This is a genomic window from Bacteroides helcogenes P 36-108, from assembly GCF_000186225.1.
Taxonomy (GTDB): Bacteria; Bacteroidota; Bacteroidia; order Bacteroidales; family Bacteroidaceae; genus Bacteroides; species Bacteroides helcogenes.
On sequence record NC_014933.1, the window covers coordinates 2,410,463 to 2,427,744 of the forward strand.

General features: G+C 42.5%; 16 protein-coding genes. All 16 read left to right on the forward strand.

Annotated elements, in window-relative coordinates:
• The first annotated feature begins 5 nt into the window (after window positions 1–5).
• The 16 genes from BACHE_RS09735 to BACHE_RS09805 all read left to right on the forward strand — a co-directional run bounded on the left by BACHE_RS09735 (window position 6) and on the right by BACHE_RS09805 (window position 16,807).
• Window positions 6–1,562: an ATP-binding protein gene (locus BACHE_RS09735; protein WP_013547529.1), complete on the forward strand. Its 1,557-nt coding sequence runs from the start codon at window positions 6–8 to the stop codon at window positions 1,560–1,562.
• A gap of 39 nt (window positions 1,563–1,601) precedes the next feature.
• Window positions 1,602–3,161 (forward strand): ATP-binding protein, encoded by a 1,560-nt coding sequence (locus BACHE_RS09740; protein WP_013547530.1) that lies wholly within the window; start codon window positions 1,602–1,604, stop codon window positions 3,159–3,161.
• A gap of 39 nt (window positions 3,162–3,200) precedes the next feature.
• The gene (locus tag BACHE_RS09745) at window positions 3,201–4,760 is read left to right on the forward strand and encodes an ATP-binding protein (protein WP_013547531.1); all 1,560 of its coding nucleotides are present in this window, start codon (window positions 3,201–3,203) and stop codon (window positions 4,758–4,760) included.
• Between the two features lie 89 nt (window positions 4,761–4,849).
• Window positions 4,850–4,987: a hypothetical protein gene (locus tag BACHE_RS17570; protein ID WP_187289264.1), complete on the forward strand. Its 138-nt coding sequence runs from the start codon at window positions 4,850–4,852 to the stop codon at window positions 4,985–4,987.
• 121 nt (window positions 4,988–5,108) lie between these two features.
• Window positions 5,109–5,477, forward strand: a complete 369-nt coding sequence (locus BACHE_RS09750) for a DUF6169 family protein (protein WP_148229832.1) — start codon at window positions 5,109–5,111, stop codon at window positions 5,475–5,477.
• 130 nt (window positions 5,478–5,607) lie between these two features.
• On the forward strand, window positions 5,608–6,735 hold the full coding sequence (locus BACHE_RS09755; protein ID WP_013547533.1) for a hypothetical protein: 1,128 nt from the start codon (window positions 5,608–5,610) through the stop codon (window positions 6,733–6,735).
• On the forward strand, window positions 6,732–7,952 hold the full coding sequence (locus tag BACHE_RS09760; RefSeq protein WP_013547534.1) for a glycosyltransferase family 4 protein: 1,221 nt from the start codon (window positions 6,732–6,734) through the stop codon (window positions 7,950–7,952). Before BACHE_RS09755 ends, BACHE_RS09760 begins: the two co-directional genes overlap by 4 nt.
• On the forward strand, window positions 7,949–9,484 hold the full coding sequence (locus tag BACHE_RS09765) for a lipopolysaccharide biosynthesis protein (protein ID WP_013547535.1): 1,536 nt from the start codon (window positions 7,949–7,951) through the stop codon (window positions 9,482–9,484). The genes BACHE_RS09760 and BACHE_RS09765 overlap by 4 nt, the downstream gene beginning before the upstream one ends.
• Window positions 9,485–9,512: 28 nt before the next feature.
• Complete coding sequence (gene rfbF, locus BACHE_RS09770) at window positions 9,513–10,283, forward strand: glucose-1-phosphate cytidylyltransferase (RefSeq protein ID WP_013547536.1); 771 nt, start codon at window positions 9,513–9,515, stop codon at window positions 10,281–10,283.
• Between the two features lie 20 nt (window positions 10,284–10,303).
• Complete coding sequence (rfbG, locus tag BACHE_RS09775; RefSeq protein WP_013547537.1) at window positions 10,304–11,404, forward strand: CDP-glucose 4,6-dehydratase; 1,101 nt, start codon at window positions 10,304–10,306, stop codon at window positions 11,402–11,404.
• Complete coding sequence (locus tag BACHE_RS09780; protein ID WP_013547538.1) at window positions 11,404–11,835, forward strand: cupin domain-containing protein; 432 nt, start codon at window positions 11,404–11,406, stop codon at window positions 11,833–11,835. Before rfbG ends, BACHE_RS09780 begins: the two co-directional genes overlap by 1 nt.
• Before the next feature lie 3 nt (window positions 11,836–11,838).
• Window positions 11,839–12,744 carry an NAD-dependent epimerase/dehydratase family protein gene (locus BACHE_RS09785; protein WP_013547539.1) on the forward strand — a complete coding sequence of 302 codons (906 nt, stop codon included), beginning with the start codon at window positions 11,839–11,841 and terminating at the stop codon, window positions 12,742–12,744.
• Between the two features lie 5 nt (window positions 12,745–12,749).
• Complete coding sequence (locus tag BACHE_RS09790; protein WP_049778931.1) at window positions 12,750–13,622, forward strand: glycosyltransferase family 2 protein; 873 nt, start codon at window positions 12,750–12,752, stop codon at window positions 13,620–13,622.
• 84 nt (window positions 13,623–13,706) lie between these two features.
• On the forward strand, window positions 13,707–14,609 hold the full coding sequence (locus tag BACHE_RS09795; RefSeq protein ID WP_013547541.1) for an acyltransferase family protein: 903 nt from the start codon (window positions 13,707–13,709) through the stop codon (window positions 14,607–14,609).
• Window positions 14,610–14,756: 147 nt separating this feature from the next.
• A complete protein-coding gene (locus BACHE_RS09800; RefSeq protein ID WP_013547543.1) occupies window positions 14,757–15,629 on the forward strand; it encodes an acyltransferase family protein in 873 nt (290 codons plus the stop codon).
• 17 nt (window positions 15,630–15,646) lie between these two features.
• The gene (locus tag BACHE_RS09805) at window positions 15,647–16,807 is read left to right on the forward strand and encodes a hypothetical protein (RefSeq protein WP_148229833.1); all 1,161 of its coding nucleotides are present in this window, start codon (window positions 15,647–15,649) and stop codon (window positions 16,805–16,807) included.
• The last annotated feature ends 475 nt before the right edge of the window (window positions 16,808–17,282 follow it).

Sequence of the window (17,282 nt, forward strand, 5' to 3'; positions counted from 1 at the left end):
TGAAAATGGAACAGATGCGTAAATTGCCTATCGGCATACAGACTTTTGAGGAAATACGTAATGGTGGGTATCTTTATGTGGATAAGACTGCTATGGTTTATCAGATTGTGAATGTCGGTAAGCCTTATTTCCTGAGCCGTCCGCGCCGTTTCGGCAAGAGCCTTCTCCTCTCTACGTTCGAGGCATACTTTGAGGGTCGCCAAGACTTGTTCAAAGGGCTTGCCATAGAGAAGTTGGAGACCCGATGGGAACAATATCCGGTGCTGCATCTGGACCTGAATGCCCGCAAGTATGAGACGGCAGCCGACTTGACCGCCATGCTCAACCAATATCTGGAAAAGTGGGAGCAGCTATACGGAGACGAACGGAAAGACCGCAGTCCCGAAGAACGTTTTGCCTATGTGATAGAACGGGCGTGTACGTTGACCGGCAAGCAAACTGTCGTCCTGATAGACGAATACGACAAACCTCTGCTTCAAGCCCTGCTCGATGAGAATCTGCTCGATGAATACCGCCGCATCCTGAAAGCCTTTTACGGGGTGCTGAAGAGCTCCGATCGCTACCTGCGCTTCGTGTTCCTGACGGGAGTCACCAAGTTTGCTCAGGTCAGCGTGTTCAGCGACTTGAACCAGTTGAACGACATCAGCATGAAGCTGCCTTATGCCGCTATCTGTGGCATCACGAAAGCGGAATTGCAGCAGACTTTTCAGCCGGAGTTGGAGCGCATCGCCTTGCGTTGTGGCATATCCCCGCAGGAAATTGTGGATAAAATGGAGCAGCAGTATGACGGATATTATTTTCACCCGGAAGGTGTGGGCATGTTCAATCCTTTCAGCGTGTTGAACGCTTTCGATGCGGGGGAGCTGGGCAACTACTGGTTCCAGACAGGCACGCCCACTTACTTGGTGGACTTGCTGAAACAGAGCGACTATGACTTGCGCCTCCTGATAGACGGGGTGGAAGTGACCGCTTCCGCCTTCTCGGAATACCGTGCGGAGGCAAACAATCCGCTTCCCATGATTTATCAAAGCGGCTATCTCACAATCAAGGATTATGATAAAGAGGTCAACCTCTATACCCTGGGCTTCCCCAACAACGAAGTCCGCTACGGCTTCCTGAATTTTTTAGTTCCTTTCTACACAAAAGTCACTGACGATGAGACGGGTTTCCACATCGCCAAGTTCATGCGCGAGCTTCGTGCGGGCGAGGTGGATGCTTTCATGGAACGCCTCCGGGTGTTCTTTGCCGGTATTCCCTACGATTTGAGTGGCAACACCGAACGTCATTATCAGGCTATCTTCTATGTGGTGTTCACGCTGATGGGGCAGTTCATAGAAACGGAGGTGCGCAGCGCCCGCGGTCGTGCGGATGCTGTGGTGAAGACCAAAGACAGCATCTACGCCTTCGAGTTCAAACTGGACGGCAGTGCCGAAGAAGCCCTGAAGCAGATAGACGACCGGGGCTATCTGATACCCTACACACTGGACGGGAAACGGCTGGTGAAGGTAGGGGTGAACTTCAGCAAGGAGACAAGGAATGTGGACAGGTATATTGTGGAATAGGCCGGAAAGAGATTGAACAATAAAGAAACTAAGGAGAAAATGGAACAGATGCGTAAATTGCCTATCGGCATACAGACTTTTGAAAAGCTGCGTGAAGAGAATTATCTTTATGTGGACAAGACTGATTTGATTTATCAGATTGCGGTTACATCTGTGCCTTATTTCCTGAGCCGTCCGCGCCGTTTCGGCAAGAGCCTTCTCCTCTCTACGTTCGAGGCATACTTTGAGGGTCGCCAAGACTTGTTCAAAGGACTTGCCATAGAGAAGTTGGAGACCCGATGGGAACAATATCCGGTGCTGCATCTGGACTTGAATGCCCGCAAGTATGAGACGGCAGCCGACTTGACCGCCATGCTCAACCAATATCTGGAAAAGTGGGAGCAGCTATACGGAGACGAACGGAAAGACCGCAGTCCCGAAGAACGTTTTGCCTATGTGATAGAACGGGCGTGTACGTTGACCGGCAAGCAAACTGTTGTCCTGATAGACGAATACGACAAACCTTTGCTTCAAGCCCTGCTCGATGAGAATCTGCTCGATGAATACCGCCGCATCCTGAAAGCCTTTTACGGGGTGCTGAAGAGCTCCGACCGCTACCTGCGCTTCGTGTTCCTGACGGGTGTCACCAAGTTTGCACAGGTCAGTGTGTTCAGCGACTTGAACCAGTTGAACGACATCAGCATGGACAGGGCGTATAATGCCTTGTGCGGCATTACAAAAGAGGAGTTGGTTCATACTTTTGAACCGGAGATACACCGTTTGGGTGAAAGCGAAGGGCTGACCTTTGAAGAAACCGTTTGTCGCTTGGAAAAGCAGTATGACGGTTATCATTTTTGTGAAGATACAAGGGTGGGACTTTTTAACCCGTTCAGCCTTTTGAATGTTTTTCAGAAGCTGAAGTTCGGTAATTTCTGGTTCCAGACAGGCACGCCCACTTACTTGGTGGACTTGCTGAAACAGAGCGATTACGACTTGCGCCTGTTAGTGAACGGAGTGGAAGTGACCGCTTCCGCATTTTCAGAGTATCGGGCAGAGGCAAACAATCCGCTTCCTATGATTTACCAAAGCGGCTATCTCACTATCAAGGATTATGACCGTGAAGTGGACCTTTATACATTGAAATTCCCGAATGACGAAGTCCGCTACGGCTTCCTGAATTTTTTAGTTCCTTTCTACACAAAAGTCACTGACGATGAGACGGGTTTCCACATCGCCAAGTTCATGCGCGAGCTTCGTGCAGGCGAGGTGGATGCTTTCATGGAACGCCTCCGGGTGTTCTTTGCCGGTATTCCCTACGATTTGAGTGGCAACACCGAGCGCCATTATCAGGCTGTCTTCTATGTGGTGTTCACGCTGATGGGGCAGTTCATAGAAACGGAGGTGCGCAGCGCCCGCGGTCGTGCGGATGCTGTGGTGAAGACCAAAGACAGCATCTACGCCTTTGAGTTCAAGCTGGACGGCAGTGCCGAAGAAGCCCTGAAGCAGATAGACGACCGGGGCTATCTGATACCCTACACACTGGACGGGAAACGGCTGGTGAAGGTAGGGGTGAACTTCAGCAAGGAGACAAGGAATGTGGACAGGTATATTGTGGAATAAGCCGGAAAGAGATTGAACAATAAAGAAACTAAGGAGAAAATGGAACAGATGCGTAAATTGCCTATCGGCATACAGACTTTTGAAAAACTGCGTGAAGAGAATTATCTTTATGTGGACAAGACTGATTTGATTTATCAGATTGCGGTTACATCTGTGCCTTATTTCCTGAGCCGTCCGCGCCGTTTCGGCAAGAGCCTTCTCCTCTCTACGTTCGAGGCATACTTTGAAGGTCGCAAAGACTTGTTCAAAGGGCTTGCCATAGAGAAGTTGGAGACCCGATGGGAACAATATCCGGTGCTGTATCTGGACCTGAATGCAGAGAAATATGACTGTAAAGAGGCTTTGGAGCAGATGCTTTCACGCAATCTCAGTCTTTGGGAAGACTGTTGGGGCAGCGATGTGGCGGAGGTTTCTCTTTCCGCGCGTTTCTCCGGGGTCATCCGCCGTGCTTACGAGCATACCGGCAAGCAAACTGTCGTCCTGATAGACGAATACGACAAACCTCTGCTTCAAGCCCTGCTCGATGAGAATTTGCTCGATGAATACCGCCGCATCCTGAAAGCCTTTTACGGGGTGCTGAAGAGCTCCGACCGCTACCTGCGCTTCGTGTTCCTGACGGGTGTCACCAAGTTTGCACAGGTCAGCGTGTTCAGCGACTTGAACCAGTTGAACGACATCAGCATGGACAGGGCGTATAATGCCTTGTGCGGTATTACAAAAGAGGAGTTGGTTCATACTTTTGAACCGGAGATACACCGTTTGGGTGAAAGCGAAGGGCTGACCTTTGAAGAAACCGTTTGTCGCTTGGAAAAGCAGTATGACGGTTATCATTTTTGTGAAGATACAAGGGTGGGACTTTTTAACCCGTTCAGCCTTTTGAATGTTTTTCAGAAGCTGAAGTTCGGTAATTTCTGGTTCCAGACAGGCACGCCCACTTACTTGGTGGACTTGCTGAAACAGAGCAACTATGACTTGCGCCTCCTGATAGACGGGGTGGAAGTGACCGCTTCCGCCTTCTCGGAATACCGTGCGGAGGCAAACAATCCGCTTCCCATGATTTATCAAAGCGGCTATCTCACTATCAAGGATTATGACCGTGAAGTGGACCTTTATACATTGAAATTCCCGAATGATGAAGTCCGTTACGGCTTCCTGAATTTTTTAGTTCCTTTCTACACAAAAGTCACTGACGACGAGACGGGTTTCCACATCGCCAAGTTCATGCGCGAGCTTCGTGCGGGCGAGGTGGATGCTTTCATGGAACGCCTCCGGGTGTTCTTTTCCGGTATTCCCTACGATTTGAGTGGCAACACCGAGCGCCATTATCAGGCTGTCTTCTATGTGGTGTTCACGCTGATGGGGCAGTTCATAGAAACGGAGGTGCGCAGCGCCCGCGGTCGTGCGGATGCTGTGGTGAAGACCAAAGACAGCATCTACGCCTTCGAGTTCAAGCTGGACGGCAGTGCCGAAGAAGCCCTGAAGCAGATAGACGACCGGGGCTATCTGATACCCTACACACTGGACGGCAAGCGGCTGGTGAAGGTAGGGGTGAACTTCAGCAAGGAGACAAGGAATGTGGACAGGTATATTGTGGAATAAGCCGGAAAGAGATTGAATAATAAAGAAATGAAGGTGAAACTTTGCATCCTCCCCCAAAAACACTATATTTTCACCCAACCAAATTGATTATGAATACTAAAAAGAAGAAAGTGATTTCGCACACCACTGCTTTGAAAGGACTGAAGTCCATGTTGGCGACAAAGGTGGAATGGGTGAATAGCGTTCATAAAGCCAATACTCTTCCTTTAAAAAAGACCATTGCTTGAATGTTGAATTTCACGCAGTAATAGGACAGCCCCTTATGAAGTCGTATTACTTTCTATTACCGCAACTAAACTGGAATTGGAATTCTTTACGGATTTCAATCTTCACTATGTCGTATCTTTTATGGCAGATGTCAATATCTTCAATGAAAACGCTTATCAGTTTGCTTTCACGGAGGTATCTGATAAACGGTCTGACATGGACTTGAAGGTAGTAAGAACCTTACTTGCTATTATAGAAGCATTTTTTTGTGACAACAGGAATATAATGTTATTCATCTGCTATGACATGGATAATTCGGGTGGAGCACATAGCCGTCTGTTTCAGTTTTGGTATCAAAAGTATAATAGGCTGAGCCGTTACTATATGAATAATAACACTATTAATATCGAAGGCTTCTATTTCTATACAGCAATGGTATGCCGAATTGATCATCCTGATTTTGAAAATAAGGTGGATGAGTATGAATCTTACATCAAGGCTTTGGAATAAACTTACTCATACCAACATTTCATTTTAAACTTTATTGTACCGTATAATAAGCAGATGCTTGCAGGAGTGTCTGCCTGTGGGGTATGCTTGGAACTGAGCAAAATCCTACGGATAAATATTTAATAAAAATATGAACTATTCAGAAATTATTATAATCTCATCAAATAGCATAGACAACCGTATACAGACGCTGTTTTCAGTGAACAGGCTGATAGAATCGGGTATTCATTTGGAGTTTTGGAATGTGTCTGCTTTGACTTTCAGGGCAGAAGTGGTGGAGGTGCCGACGAAAGGGATAGATAAGTATGTAATAGATAGCCGTAGCGGGTTTGCAGAAAAGGTGAAATCCAAGAAAGGCAGTAATTGTTTATATATAGTATATATGAATTATTGCTATCAAACCTTGTTTTGCTACCGTACATTGTCAAAATTCAAAGCTCATATATTGTACTGTGTCAATGGTGTATATCCGGAACAAGTGACGATTGGCGCTTCCCGTTTTTTTCAGAAAGATATTCTTAAGCGAATATTCTCGCGACTCATGAACAAGACTCCGTTGATAATTCCCGCAAAGTATGAACTGCTGACATCGGGGAAAGCGGCATTGGACTATAAGGCAGATGAGAATACCAAAATAGTGAAATACAATTCAACGGACTATATAACGGCATTTTTATTAAAAGATACAATGCCTGTAGATGAGAAATATATTGTTTTCATAGACCAATATCTACCGTTTCATCCGGATATAGAGCTGACGGGAGACAAACCTGTAAATGCGGCAACCTATTATGCCGGTTTAAATCTTCTGTTTGCAAAAATGGAGCGGATATATGACTGTAAGGTGATTGTTGCAGCGCACCCTGCAGCTTTGAAATATAAGGAATGTAACTATTTTGACGGTCGAAAAGTGGTATTTGGCAAAACCGGGCAACTGATAAGTGGCTGTATAGGTGTGTTGGGGCATTGCTCTACGGCTGTGGCTTTTCCGGTAGTTTTCAGGAAAAAAATGATAATGCTGACAAGCAATGAGATAAAATCTCATCTTTTGTTTTCTTTTAGTGCCACGACAGACTATATAGCCCGACTTCTGCGCTGTCCGCTCATCAATATAGATGACGATATGGAGAATATTTGCTTTGAGGACATTGATGAAGATGCGTACAGAACGTATCAGTACGACTATCTTACAAATAAGGAAACTGAAAATATAGATAACTATGAAATATTGTCGTCTATAATAGCAGGCAGATTATGAAAAGAATAGGTTTCTATTTTGAAAGCTACTATGTAGGGGGGCTTGATACGTTTGTTACCCAACTTATCAATCATTGGCCGGCAGATTATGAAGTAACATTGCTTTGCAATAGGTCGCACTCAGGGGCAGACTTGTTCGCCAAGAATATTTGTCGCTCTCATGCCGAGGTGGAGCTTTATGATATGTGTCTGCAATATGATGTAGCCAATCGCCTTTGTGGAAACAAAAAGTCGGTATTGTATAAAATAATCTATGTATTCTCTCTCCTGATTTTGATACCCTACTACATATTAAGAGGGTATCACAAGCTGCATTTAGAACGTTTTGATGAACTTTTTGTAATCAATGGCGGATATCCGGCTGCCTTGTCGTGTAGATGTATTCCTATATCCTGGCATTTATATACAAGAAAGAAGTGTATCTTGAATTTTCACAACTTCTGCGTGCTGTCCAACTTTTTACTTCGCCCGATTTCTGCCTTGATAGACCGTTGGCTTGTCCGCTCCACTTCTTATTTCATTTCTGTCTCAAAAATTTGTTCTGAGTCTATAAGGCTTAGAAAGCCATTCAGAAAGTTGACGAATATCCGCTATATTTACAATGGCATAAGCAACGATATTGTAACTCCCTCATTTGACCTTAAAAGAGAATTGGGCATAGATGCAGACTCTAAAATAGTAATGATGCTTGCCACTTACGAAGAACGCAAGGGACATAAATTCATTCTGTCAGTAGTAAAAAGGGTGTTGGAGGAGAACGAAAATGTTCATTTGGTTTTTTGCGGATATGGTTCGGAGGCGGAAATGGCCGGAATAAAGAACTATGCCTGTGATTTGGGAATGGCTGACAACGTTTCTGTTCTTGGGTTTAAAACCAATGCTATGGAATATTTGGCCCAAACAGATTTATTGCTTATCGGTTCTCAATTGTTTGAATCGTTTGGACTTACTGCGATAGAAGCCATGAAGTATCGGAAAGTAGTTCTTAGTACCAACGTAGGCGGACTGAAAGAAGTGATAGCCGATGGTGAGGGAGGATACTTATTCGATTGCAATGACGTGGAAGGTATGGCAGCAAGAATTGTTTATTTGCTTGATGCTGGAAATGTCGCGGAATTGCAAAGACAAGGTGAATTGGGTCATCAGAGATATTTGAATAATTTTACCATAGAGAAGATGGTGAATGGTTATGTGGAATACTGCAAAAAGCTGTCATGATGCAATCGGTCTCTTATCGTAAGAATTATCTGCTGACTTATTTCTGGCAGTTGCTGTCTATTCTGCTGGGCTTTTTGTCTTTGTTTGTGGTTGTGCCTTATTTGTCGGAAGACAAGATGCTGTATGGAATATATAGCGTGTGTACTTCTCTGACCATTTTCTTTTCTTATGCCGATTTAGGCTTTATATCGGCAGGCGTGAAATATGCCGCCGAGTATTTCATTCAAGGAGACAAGGAGAAGGAAGTAAGAATGATAGGTTTCGTGGCTTTTATGATGATGGTGATATTTTTGGTAGTATCAGTCATCATCATTGTATGTGCGGTTTATCCCAGACTTCTGATTCCTGAATTGCAAGAAGGAAGTGCCCAATTCTTCTTGGCTCGATGGCTGTTGGCTACTTTGGCGATGTCTTGTCCTATTATAATAGGGCAGAGGGTGCTCTCCATGATATTCACTATCAGAGTGGAAGACTACAAATTGCAGCGGTTGTCTATCTTGGGGAGTTTGCTGAAGATTATTTCTGTCTTCTATTTTTTCAGAGCAGGGCATTACCAACTGTTGGAGTATTATGTATTTTTTCAGTTGGTAAATCTGTTGGTGGTAACCGGGGCATTTTTATATGTACGCAAGTATGGATATAAGTCCGGAAAAATGTTTTCGGTCATCCGCTTTGACAAACAGATTTTCGACAAAGTAAAAAAACTGAGTGGCACTTCGCTGATTATGGTGATAGCCATGATTCTTTATTATGAACTGGACCAGATAGTGATAGCCAATTTTGTAGGAATAGAAATGGTGGCAATTTATGCCATAGCACTTTCTATCATGTCATTTGTACGTACATTTATGTCATTGCTCTATTCTCCCTATTCGTCAAGATACAATCATTATCACGGTGCGGGCGATATGGAAGGGTTACAAAGGTTTGTAAACAAAATAGTGGTGGGACTGTCACCTATGGTATGTTGTCCCATTATTGTTCTCTCTTGCCTGTCTGCTCCATTTGTAGAAAGCTGGGTGGGCGATGCCTATACGAAGTCGGCATTGCTGGTGACGTTTATGGTGATTAGCTTTATTCCCAACTTTTTGGGAACCCCGGTATCCGCCTATTTTATGGCAAAAGAAGAGAACTTGCATCTTATCAGGCTGAATGTGCTGAATGTTCTTATCTATTGGGCGGGCATTGTGGTCACGGTGCATTGGATGGGCATTTATTCTTTTGCAATCTTTAAATCGGTAGCTCCGGTTATGGTGGCTGTGGGCTATTGGGTGATTGTAAAAAGAGACTTCGCAAAGACCGGAGTGCCTTTCGTCTCTTTGGTAGAATTGCTGAAGGCTCTTCTGCTTCCTGTTGTGGCAGCATTGGCACTGTGTGGCATAGCAGGACGCTTTATGATTTATGAACATTCCAAATGGGCTTTGCTCAACAACCTGTTGCTCATGGGATGCTGCTTGGTACTCTCTTTGGCGGCAGCGCTGTTTACCAACACACAAATGCGCCACACTGTGTGCAGTCTTGTAAAAAGATAGAATTCTGAATACATAAAAATAGCATGATATGAAAGTTGTGATTTTAGCCGGAGGTTTCGGTACCCGAATCTCCGAAGAATCAGTGTATAAACCCAAACCAATGATAGAAATTGGCGGGATGCCCATATTGTGGCATCTTATGAAAGTGTATGCACACTATGGTTTCAATGAGTTTATCATTTGCGCCGGATACAAGCAGCACGTCATAAAGGAATGGTTCTCAGACTATTTTCTGCACACGTCCGACATTACTTTCGACTTTACCAATGGCAATGAAATTATTGTTCACCACAAGCACATTGAACCCTGGAAGGTGACGGTGATAGATACCGGATTGGAGACCATGACGGGAGGGCGTATCAAGCGGATTAAAGACTATGTAGGTCAAGAAACCTTTATGCTGAACTATGGCGATGCAGTGGGTGATGTGAATATAGCGGACTTACTGGAATATCACAGGCTGCATGGAAAACTGGCTACTGTATCTGTCTATAATTTTGGTCAGAACAAGGGCGTACTCGATATTAAGGAGGGTACGGTGAGGGCTTTTCGTGAGAAGTCCGATTTGGACGGTAATTTAATTAACATAGGTTTCTTCGTTTTGCAGCCGGAGGTATTCAGTTATATTGAAAGTGATGCTACTGTATTTGAGCAGGAACCCTTGAAAAAACTGGTGGGAGAGGGACAACTGAAGGCCTATGTGCATCATGGCTTTTGGCAGTGTATGGACACTCTGCGTGAGAAACAGCATTTGGAAAAATTGTGGAACACGGATAGTGCTCCCTGGAAAGTTTGGTAATACGTAAAATAATATAAGATATGGCATTTAATAATGTATATAACGGGAAAAAAGTCCTGGTAACAGGCAATACCGGATTTAAGGGGAGTTGGCTGTCCACTTGGTTGTTGATGTTGGGAGCGGATGTGTATGGGTATTCCAAAGATGTGCCTACTGTTCCTTCCATGTTTGAGACTGTTGGTTTGCCTCATAAAGTGCATCATCATTTTGGTGACATCCGAAACCGTGAAGAGATGAATGACTATATTCAGGAAGTGAGACCTGATTTCATCTTTCATCTGGCTGCACAAGCCATTGTGTCCACTTCTTATAAAGAGCCGTTTGACACAGTCACAACCAACGTGGTTGGCACAGCTTCGGTACTTGAAGCTATTCGTAACATTACTTGGAATTGCACTTGTGTATTGATAACCAGCGATAAAGCATACGATAATGTGGAATGGATTTGGGGGTATCGTGAGACGGATGCTGTGGGAGGTAAAGATGTCTATTCCGGTTCGAAAGGAGCAGCCGAACTTACTATCAAGTGTTATTGGAAATCTTTTATCCAGAATATGCCCCATATCAAGTTGGGCGTGGCACGTGCCGGAAACGTGATAGGTGGCGGCGATTGGGCGAAAGACCGGATTATAGTGGATTGTGTGAAAGCTTTTTCTGAAAATGAGGTGGTTGAAATCAGATGCCCTAAAGCTACCCGTCCCTGGCAACATGTGTTGGAACCATTGAGCGGTTATCTTAATTTGGGCCAATATCTTCATGAAGAAAAGGTAAAGAATGGTGAACCTTTCAATTTTGGTCCCCGTGCCGAACAAACCAAAACTGTGTTTGAACTGGTTCAGGACTTAGCTGCTCTTTGGGGATTGAATCGTGATGATGCAGCCAAGCTTACGGGAAATGTCCCGTTTAAAGAAGCTACCTTGCTGAAGCTTAACTGTGACAAAGCTCTTGCATATCTCAACTGGCACTCTACGTTGCACTATGAAGAGTGTGTACGATATATTGCCGACTGGTACAAAGCATTCTATATCCATCATGATGATGACATGTATGCTTTGACGGTATCTCAAATTGAAGCATATGTTCAAGCGGCAAAAAAGCAACAACTTAATTGGGCGGAGTGATGATTGAAGGTGTATCGCTTTTTCCTTTGAAGCACATAGTGGTGTCCAAAGGGGATATTTATCATGCAATGAAATCTACGGATGAGGGGTATGTGGGATTTGGAGAAGCTTATTTTTCGCACATAGAGCATGGGCAGGCAAAAGGTTGGAAACGCCATAATCGTATGACGCTAAATTTGATTGTTCCGGTAGGTGCGGTGAAATTTGTTGTCTATGATGACCGTGACGGAAGTGAGACCAAAGGCAAGTTCGAAGAATTTATTATTTCACCTGAAACAAACTATCAACGTCTTACTGTAGCTCCTGGAATATGGATGGCTTTTTATGGAGTGGGAGAGGGAACATCTATCTTAATGGATATTATTCCAGAACCTCATGACCCTGATGAAGCAAGCAGAAAAGATTTGTCGGAAATTAATTATTCTTTTTAAAAAATGAAAATCGCATTGACGGGTATAACGGGTTTTGTAGGTCAGAATCTTATGCCCATGCTTGTTCGGAAATGTTCCGATATAGAAATACTTACATTGAATGTGGATGTAGTAGAAGCGGAACGTCTTTATCCGGTATCGGATTATCCGCAGTGCACTCATATCCGTACTACCGAATTGGATAAGCTTGTGGAATTTAATCCGGAGATTACTATTCATTTGGCAACGGTGACAACCGCCCGTAATGATACTGAAATCATAAAGCCTATGATTGCTGCCAATATAGAATTTGGAACACTGCTACTTGATGCTTTGTCCAGATGCAGTTGCATGAGGCTGTTTGTCAATACCGGTTCGTTCGCTGAATACCGTTTGGGTCCCGGAAATTTTGAAAGCGCATACTTATATACAGCTTCAAAAACGGCTTTCCGGGCATTTGTGGATTATTATTCCAAATTGGCTGGATTCCGTTATATCACTGTTGTACCTTATTCGGTTTATGGGGGCAGGATGACCATGAAACGTATCATGGACTATATCCGTGAATCGATGGACAGTAAAATTCCGGTGGATATGACCGCAGGAGAGCAAGTGCTTGATTTTATTCATGTGGACGACATTGCCGGTTTCTTTACTTATGTGGTTAATCACAGGCAAAAATTCTACACACTGGAAAAGAATGGGGAGGAATTCCATTTAGGCACAGGACGTGGAACGAGTATTCGTGAAGTAGCTGCTATGATGGAGGAAATAGTTGGCAAGAAGTGCAATATCAATTGGGGCGGGAGACCATATAGAAACAGGGACACGATGTATGCGGTAGCGCCGATTGCTAAAAATCTGTTGTTGGTAGGGTGGAAGGCAAAAATTGAAATAAGAGAAGGTATTGGTTTAATGATGAAAGAATAAGAATTATGATGAAATTCTCGGTAGTAATACCTACTTATAACCGTGCGGATTTTATAAAACGGTGTATTGATTCTGTTTTAGAGCAAACATTCCAAGACTTTGAGATTGTGGTTGTTGACAACTTTTCAGACGATAACACACTTGAAATCATCGAAAGCTATAATGATGCCCGTATTCATGTTTTTCAGATTCATAATAATGGAATAATTGCGGCTTCAAGGAACAAAGGGATACGGGAAGCGCAGGGAGAATGGATTTGCTTTTTGGATTCTGACGATTGGTGGAGAAAAGAAAAATTAGAAAAAGTATACGGGTACATTTGTTGTAATGATTGTGCGCTTATTTATCACAAACTTAGAACGTTTACATCAAGAGGAGCGACAAAGCACCTGATGGGTAAAGTGCATAAAGGAGGAAATTCATTTTACAATGTCTTAACTTTAGGAAATCCCATATGTACTTCGTCTGTCTCTGTAAAAAAAGAGGTGCTTGTGTCTGTGGAATATCAGTCTGAAACACCCGAGCTTGTAGGGGTTGAGGATGTGGATTGTTGGCTCAAAATATTATATAATGACATTAAAACAGATTTTTTAGATGAAGATTTGGGCTATTATTGGATAGGAGATAATTTGTCCGCATCGGTCAAACAAACAATTCAGCTTTCTCATTTATATGAGAAGCATATAAAAGAAATGCCTCCGATAATCCGTCCTGTAGCCTTATGTTATTTGAAATATCAGCAAGGCTCTATTTATCAGAGTTTGGGCTTACATTCACAAGCATGCTTATTATTTAAGGATTCTATTCAGAAAGCAAGATTTAGTGTAAAGGCGAAAGCTTTTTGTAAATTGATAGTTTCTGCTATAAAACGTATCTAACATGTCGGTAATCAGGTTGTTAACATTATTTAATACGGGGGGGGTAAACTCTCCTTCAACATAAAGCACTATAAGGCTGAGTTGATGGGATTGGCAATTATATTCATTATGTTCTATCATTCTGAGAGATTGCCGGTTATTGGAAAGGTTCAGGATTTTGGAGATATAGGTGTTGATATTTTCCTCTTTTTAGGTGCATATACTTGTACGGCTTCCTATTTGAAATTTGTAGGAGCGCAAGGCATGAGGGGAATCTGGGCATATCTGTGGAGAAGAATACGGAGGATAGTTCCTCCGTATATAATCTTGTGGGGATTGGTATTTGCCATTTCTGCGGTAATGGAACATGAAACAGTGGCTTCGTTCTTAAAAAACTGGCTTCTTTGGGATAGCTGGTTTCACAATGGCAGATTCTTGTGGTATATACCTTCTGTTTTGACAATGTACGCTGTTTTGCCTTGTTATGTGCAAGCTTGCAGGAAATGGCGGACGATGTATTGGATGCCTGTGGCATTGATACTTTGTAATGTTTATATGGGAATTATAGGTTTTGAACCTGTGCCTCAAATGACCTTAACCAGACTGCCTATATTTTTATTGGGTATCAATCTCTATTTGGCAAAAGATAGTAGTGTTCCACAAAGTGGGGTTGTAGTGTTTGCCATTTTGATTGTTCTTATAATAGGGTTCTACCTCCTAACCAAAACTGTGCTTCCGGAATATAGTAACTTGGAGATTAAGAGAACTTGCTACATTCCGTTTGTGCTCTTCTTGGTGTATGGGTGGCATTACAAGAGTGCTTTTCTATATTCTCTGGGAATACTCACTTTAGAGATTTATCTGATTCACGAATACTTGGTGTACGAACCTCTGTGTGAACAGATTGGATTAAATCCCTGTTTGTCGACTCTTGTGGCAATGCCTTTGGCGGTTTGTGCTGCATGGGCGTATAACAAGCTATTGAAATATTTAATCTACAAAAAGTAATGGATAAACTACAATCGAACATGATAAAGGCAATCCGGTTGCCTTTGATACTTGGTATTCTATTTATACACGCTAATAATACTCCCATTGCTCACGCTGTTATAGGGGGGGGGTAATGAATTGATAATCAGTATATTTGCCACATGTATGGGTAGTATGTGCGTGCCACTTTATTTTGTAATATCCGGTTTCTTGTTTTTCTATAACGGTCAGGTACTTACCAAAGAATGGTATCTGAATAAAATAAAGTCGCGTAGCTTCTCGCTGTTGATGCCCTATCTGTTGTGGTGCACTATTGCTTTGATTGTTTTCTCCATAAATCACAGCGTGAGTGTCATTGATATGATTAAGGGATATACTATTGGAGTTTCATTTCCTAATATGAATGGTGGGGCTACATCTGTTTGGGATGGTCCCTTGTGGTTTGTTCGAAATCTTTTCGTCCTGATGCTTATATCGCCTGCTATCCATGTGTTTTTGCATTACAAAAAGTTTTCTGCAGCTGTACTGGGACTCATGTTCGTAGCATGGCTGGGCATGGTATCGCCAATGGAGCACGGTGTATTTATTTCCTTGCTGTTCTTTTCTATTGGAGGTTGGCTGGGTTTACGGCAGCAGCATATCACCGTAAAGTGGAAATGGCGTTATCCTGCCTTGTATTCAATGTTTGTCATACTGTGGTGTATATCCCCCATTGGTTATCAGGATTATATCTTGCAGTTTGTTAAGGTAAGTGGAATGTGGTTAGTGCTTGCTTTGGCTTGTCAGTTTGTAGCGGGGAAAGAGTGTGTCAAGGACTATGGGGCTTTAAGTTTCTTCATTTTTGCCTGCCATGATATTCTTCTTCCTTTTGTAAAGGGAGTTGTCACATTCTGCTACGAGACGTTGCAAATTCAGGGAAATGCCTCTGCTTATTTTTGTGTGGTTATAATGGATTTTGCTTTTTGTGTAGTGATATATAAACTTATTAATATTTTGATGCCGAAACTTTCTAAACCATTGACGGGGAGTAGAGGCTGATACATAGAATCTCTATAATGAGACAAATTGTTTTCTACTCAATGCCTTTCATGCTTTTATTCTCTCGTATGATTGGCTTTTATATTCCGGCTTCTTTTTTGCCCGAGCTATATGCCATATTGTTCTATTTTACAAATCGCAGAAGCCATTGCTCAAAAAAAGAGTTTTATGCTTTGGCGTGTTCAGGATTCATTCTCATATGGTGTTCTATTTTAGGCAATTTTTCGCCGGACTCATTCTTCTTTAATGAAACTTTTCGTCTCTGTACAATGGTGGCTTTTGTAGTTGTGTTTGTTAATACCACATTCAATGAAAAAAGACTTTTACAGATTATTCTCTGTATATGCAAGCTGCATATACTCTATAGTATTTTTGAGTTCTATTGGCTCAATTTTCACTCATTCGGCGATTTTGACGGACTTATAACCGGTAAGGTGGTTACTCAGAGTTTTGATGAAGAAAGTGGTTACATGAACAATTCAGGTAACATATTATTCGGCTTACCGTTCTATAGACCTTTTGGCTTGTTGATTATGCCTCAATTGTCGGGTTTCATTTTTTCTATTGGCATTATATTACAATTCATTTTGCACCCCAAAGAAAAGAAATCGTTACTCTGGTATGTGCTGTTTTTAGCTACTGATATAATGTGCCTGGCTAAAACTGCCATTGTTTGTGATATTGCTCTATTATCGATTATTGTTTTCAGACTATATATTAAAAAATCCATTGTAATAGTAGGAATTTCAGTAGCGGCTATTTCAGTAGCGGCAGCATTGGAGAGTACACTTGATTTTCAGGTGTTAGGTGACCTCCAACGGGACTTTGAAGCAATATTCAACTTTCCTGTATATAACTGGTTTATAGGAAGAGGGTTTACCTCGGTGGATGATTACCTTCAACATGGCTTCATTTGTGAAACCTATTGGATTAGATTTATCGCCCATATAGGTTTTCTGTTTTTTATAGTTTATGTCGTTGTCCTAAAAAAAATATTTGCCTCACATTCACCGATGTTGAATAACATTGTCTTGGTGTTGTTGGTATTTCTTAATATTCATTATTGTTGTACTTCGGCTCCTTTCCTTCTGATGTGTATAGCCTTAATTATTGCTGTTTGCATTAAACATCCGGAATGGAAGGCAAATAGGAGTGAAGCAATCTTAAACTTTTCATAATGGCTAATATATTACTATTAGAAGATTCTTCTTTAGTAGGATTCGGTGGTGGGCAAAAAATGTCTTTATTAGTTGCCGGTATTTTATCGAAGAAGCACAAGCTGTTTTTTACCGATTTTACTAAAGATTCCACGTACCTCCAAAAGCTGAGGAACGACTTCCCTCATGCGAAAGTATGCTGCTTAAAAAGTATTCGGGGGGTAGATCAAAGGATTGGCGCGTCCACTCTTTGGAGCTGTTTCTTTAACTCCTTGTCCAATCTCTATTCTTTGCAAAAGATGATTCGTGAAAATCACATCGAATGTTTGTATGCTACCACACGACTAACCTCTATATATTGTTTCTTTTTGCACCTTATACTTAAGGTTCCATTTGTGTATCATGCCCATTTGGTGCAACAGAGAGATACTAAGTTATCTTGGTTGTGGAACCGGATGACATACTCGGCAAGCGCTGTCTTATGTGTTTCCAAAAG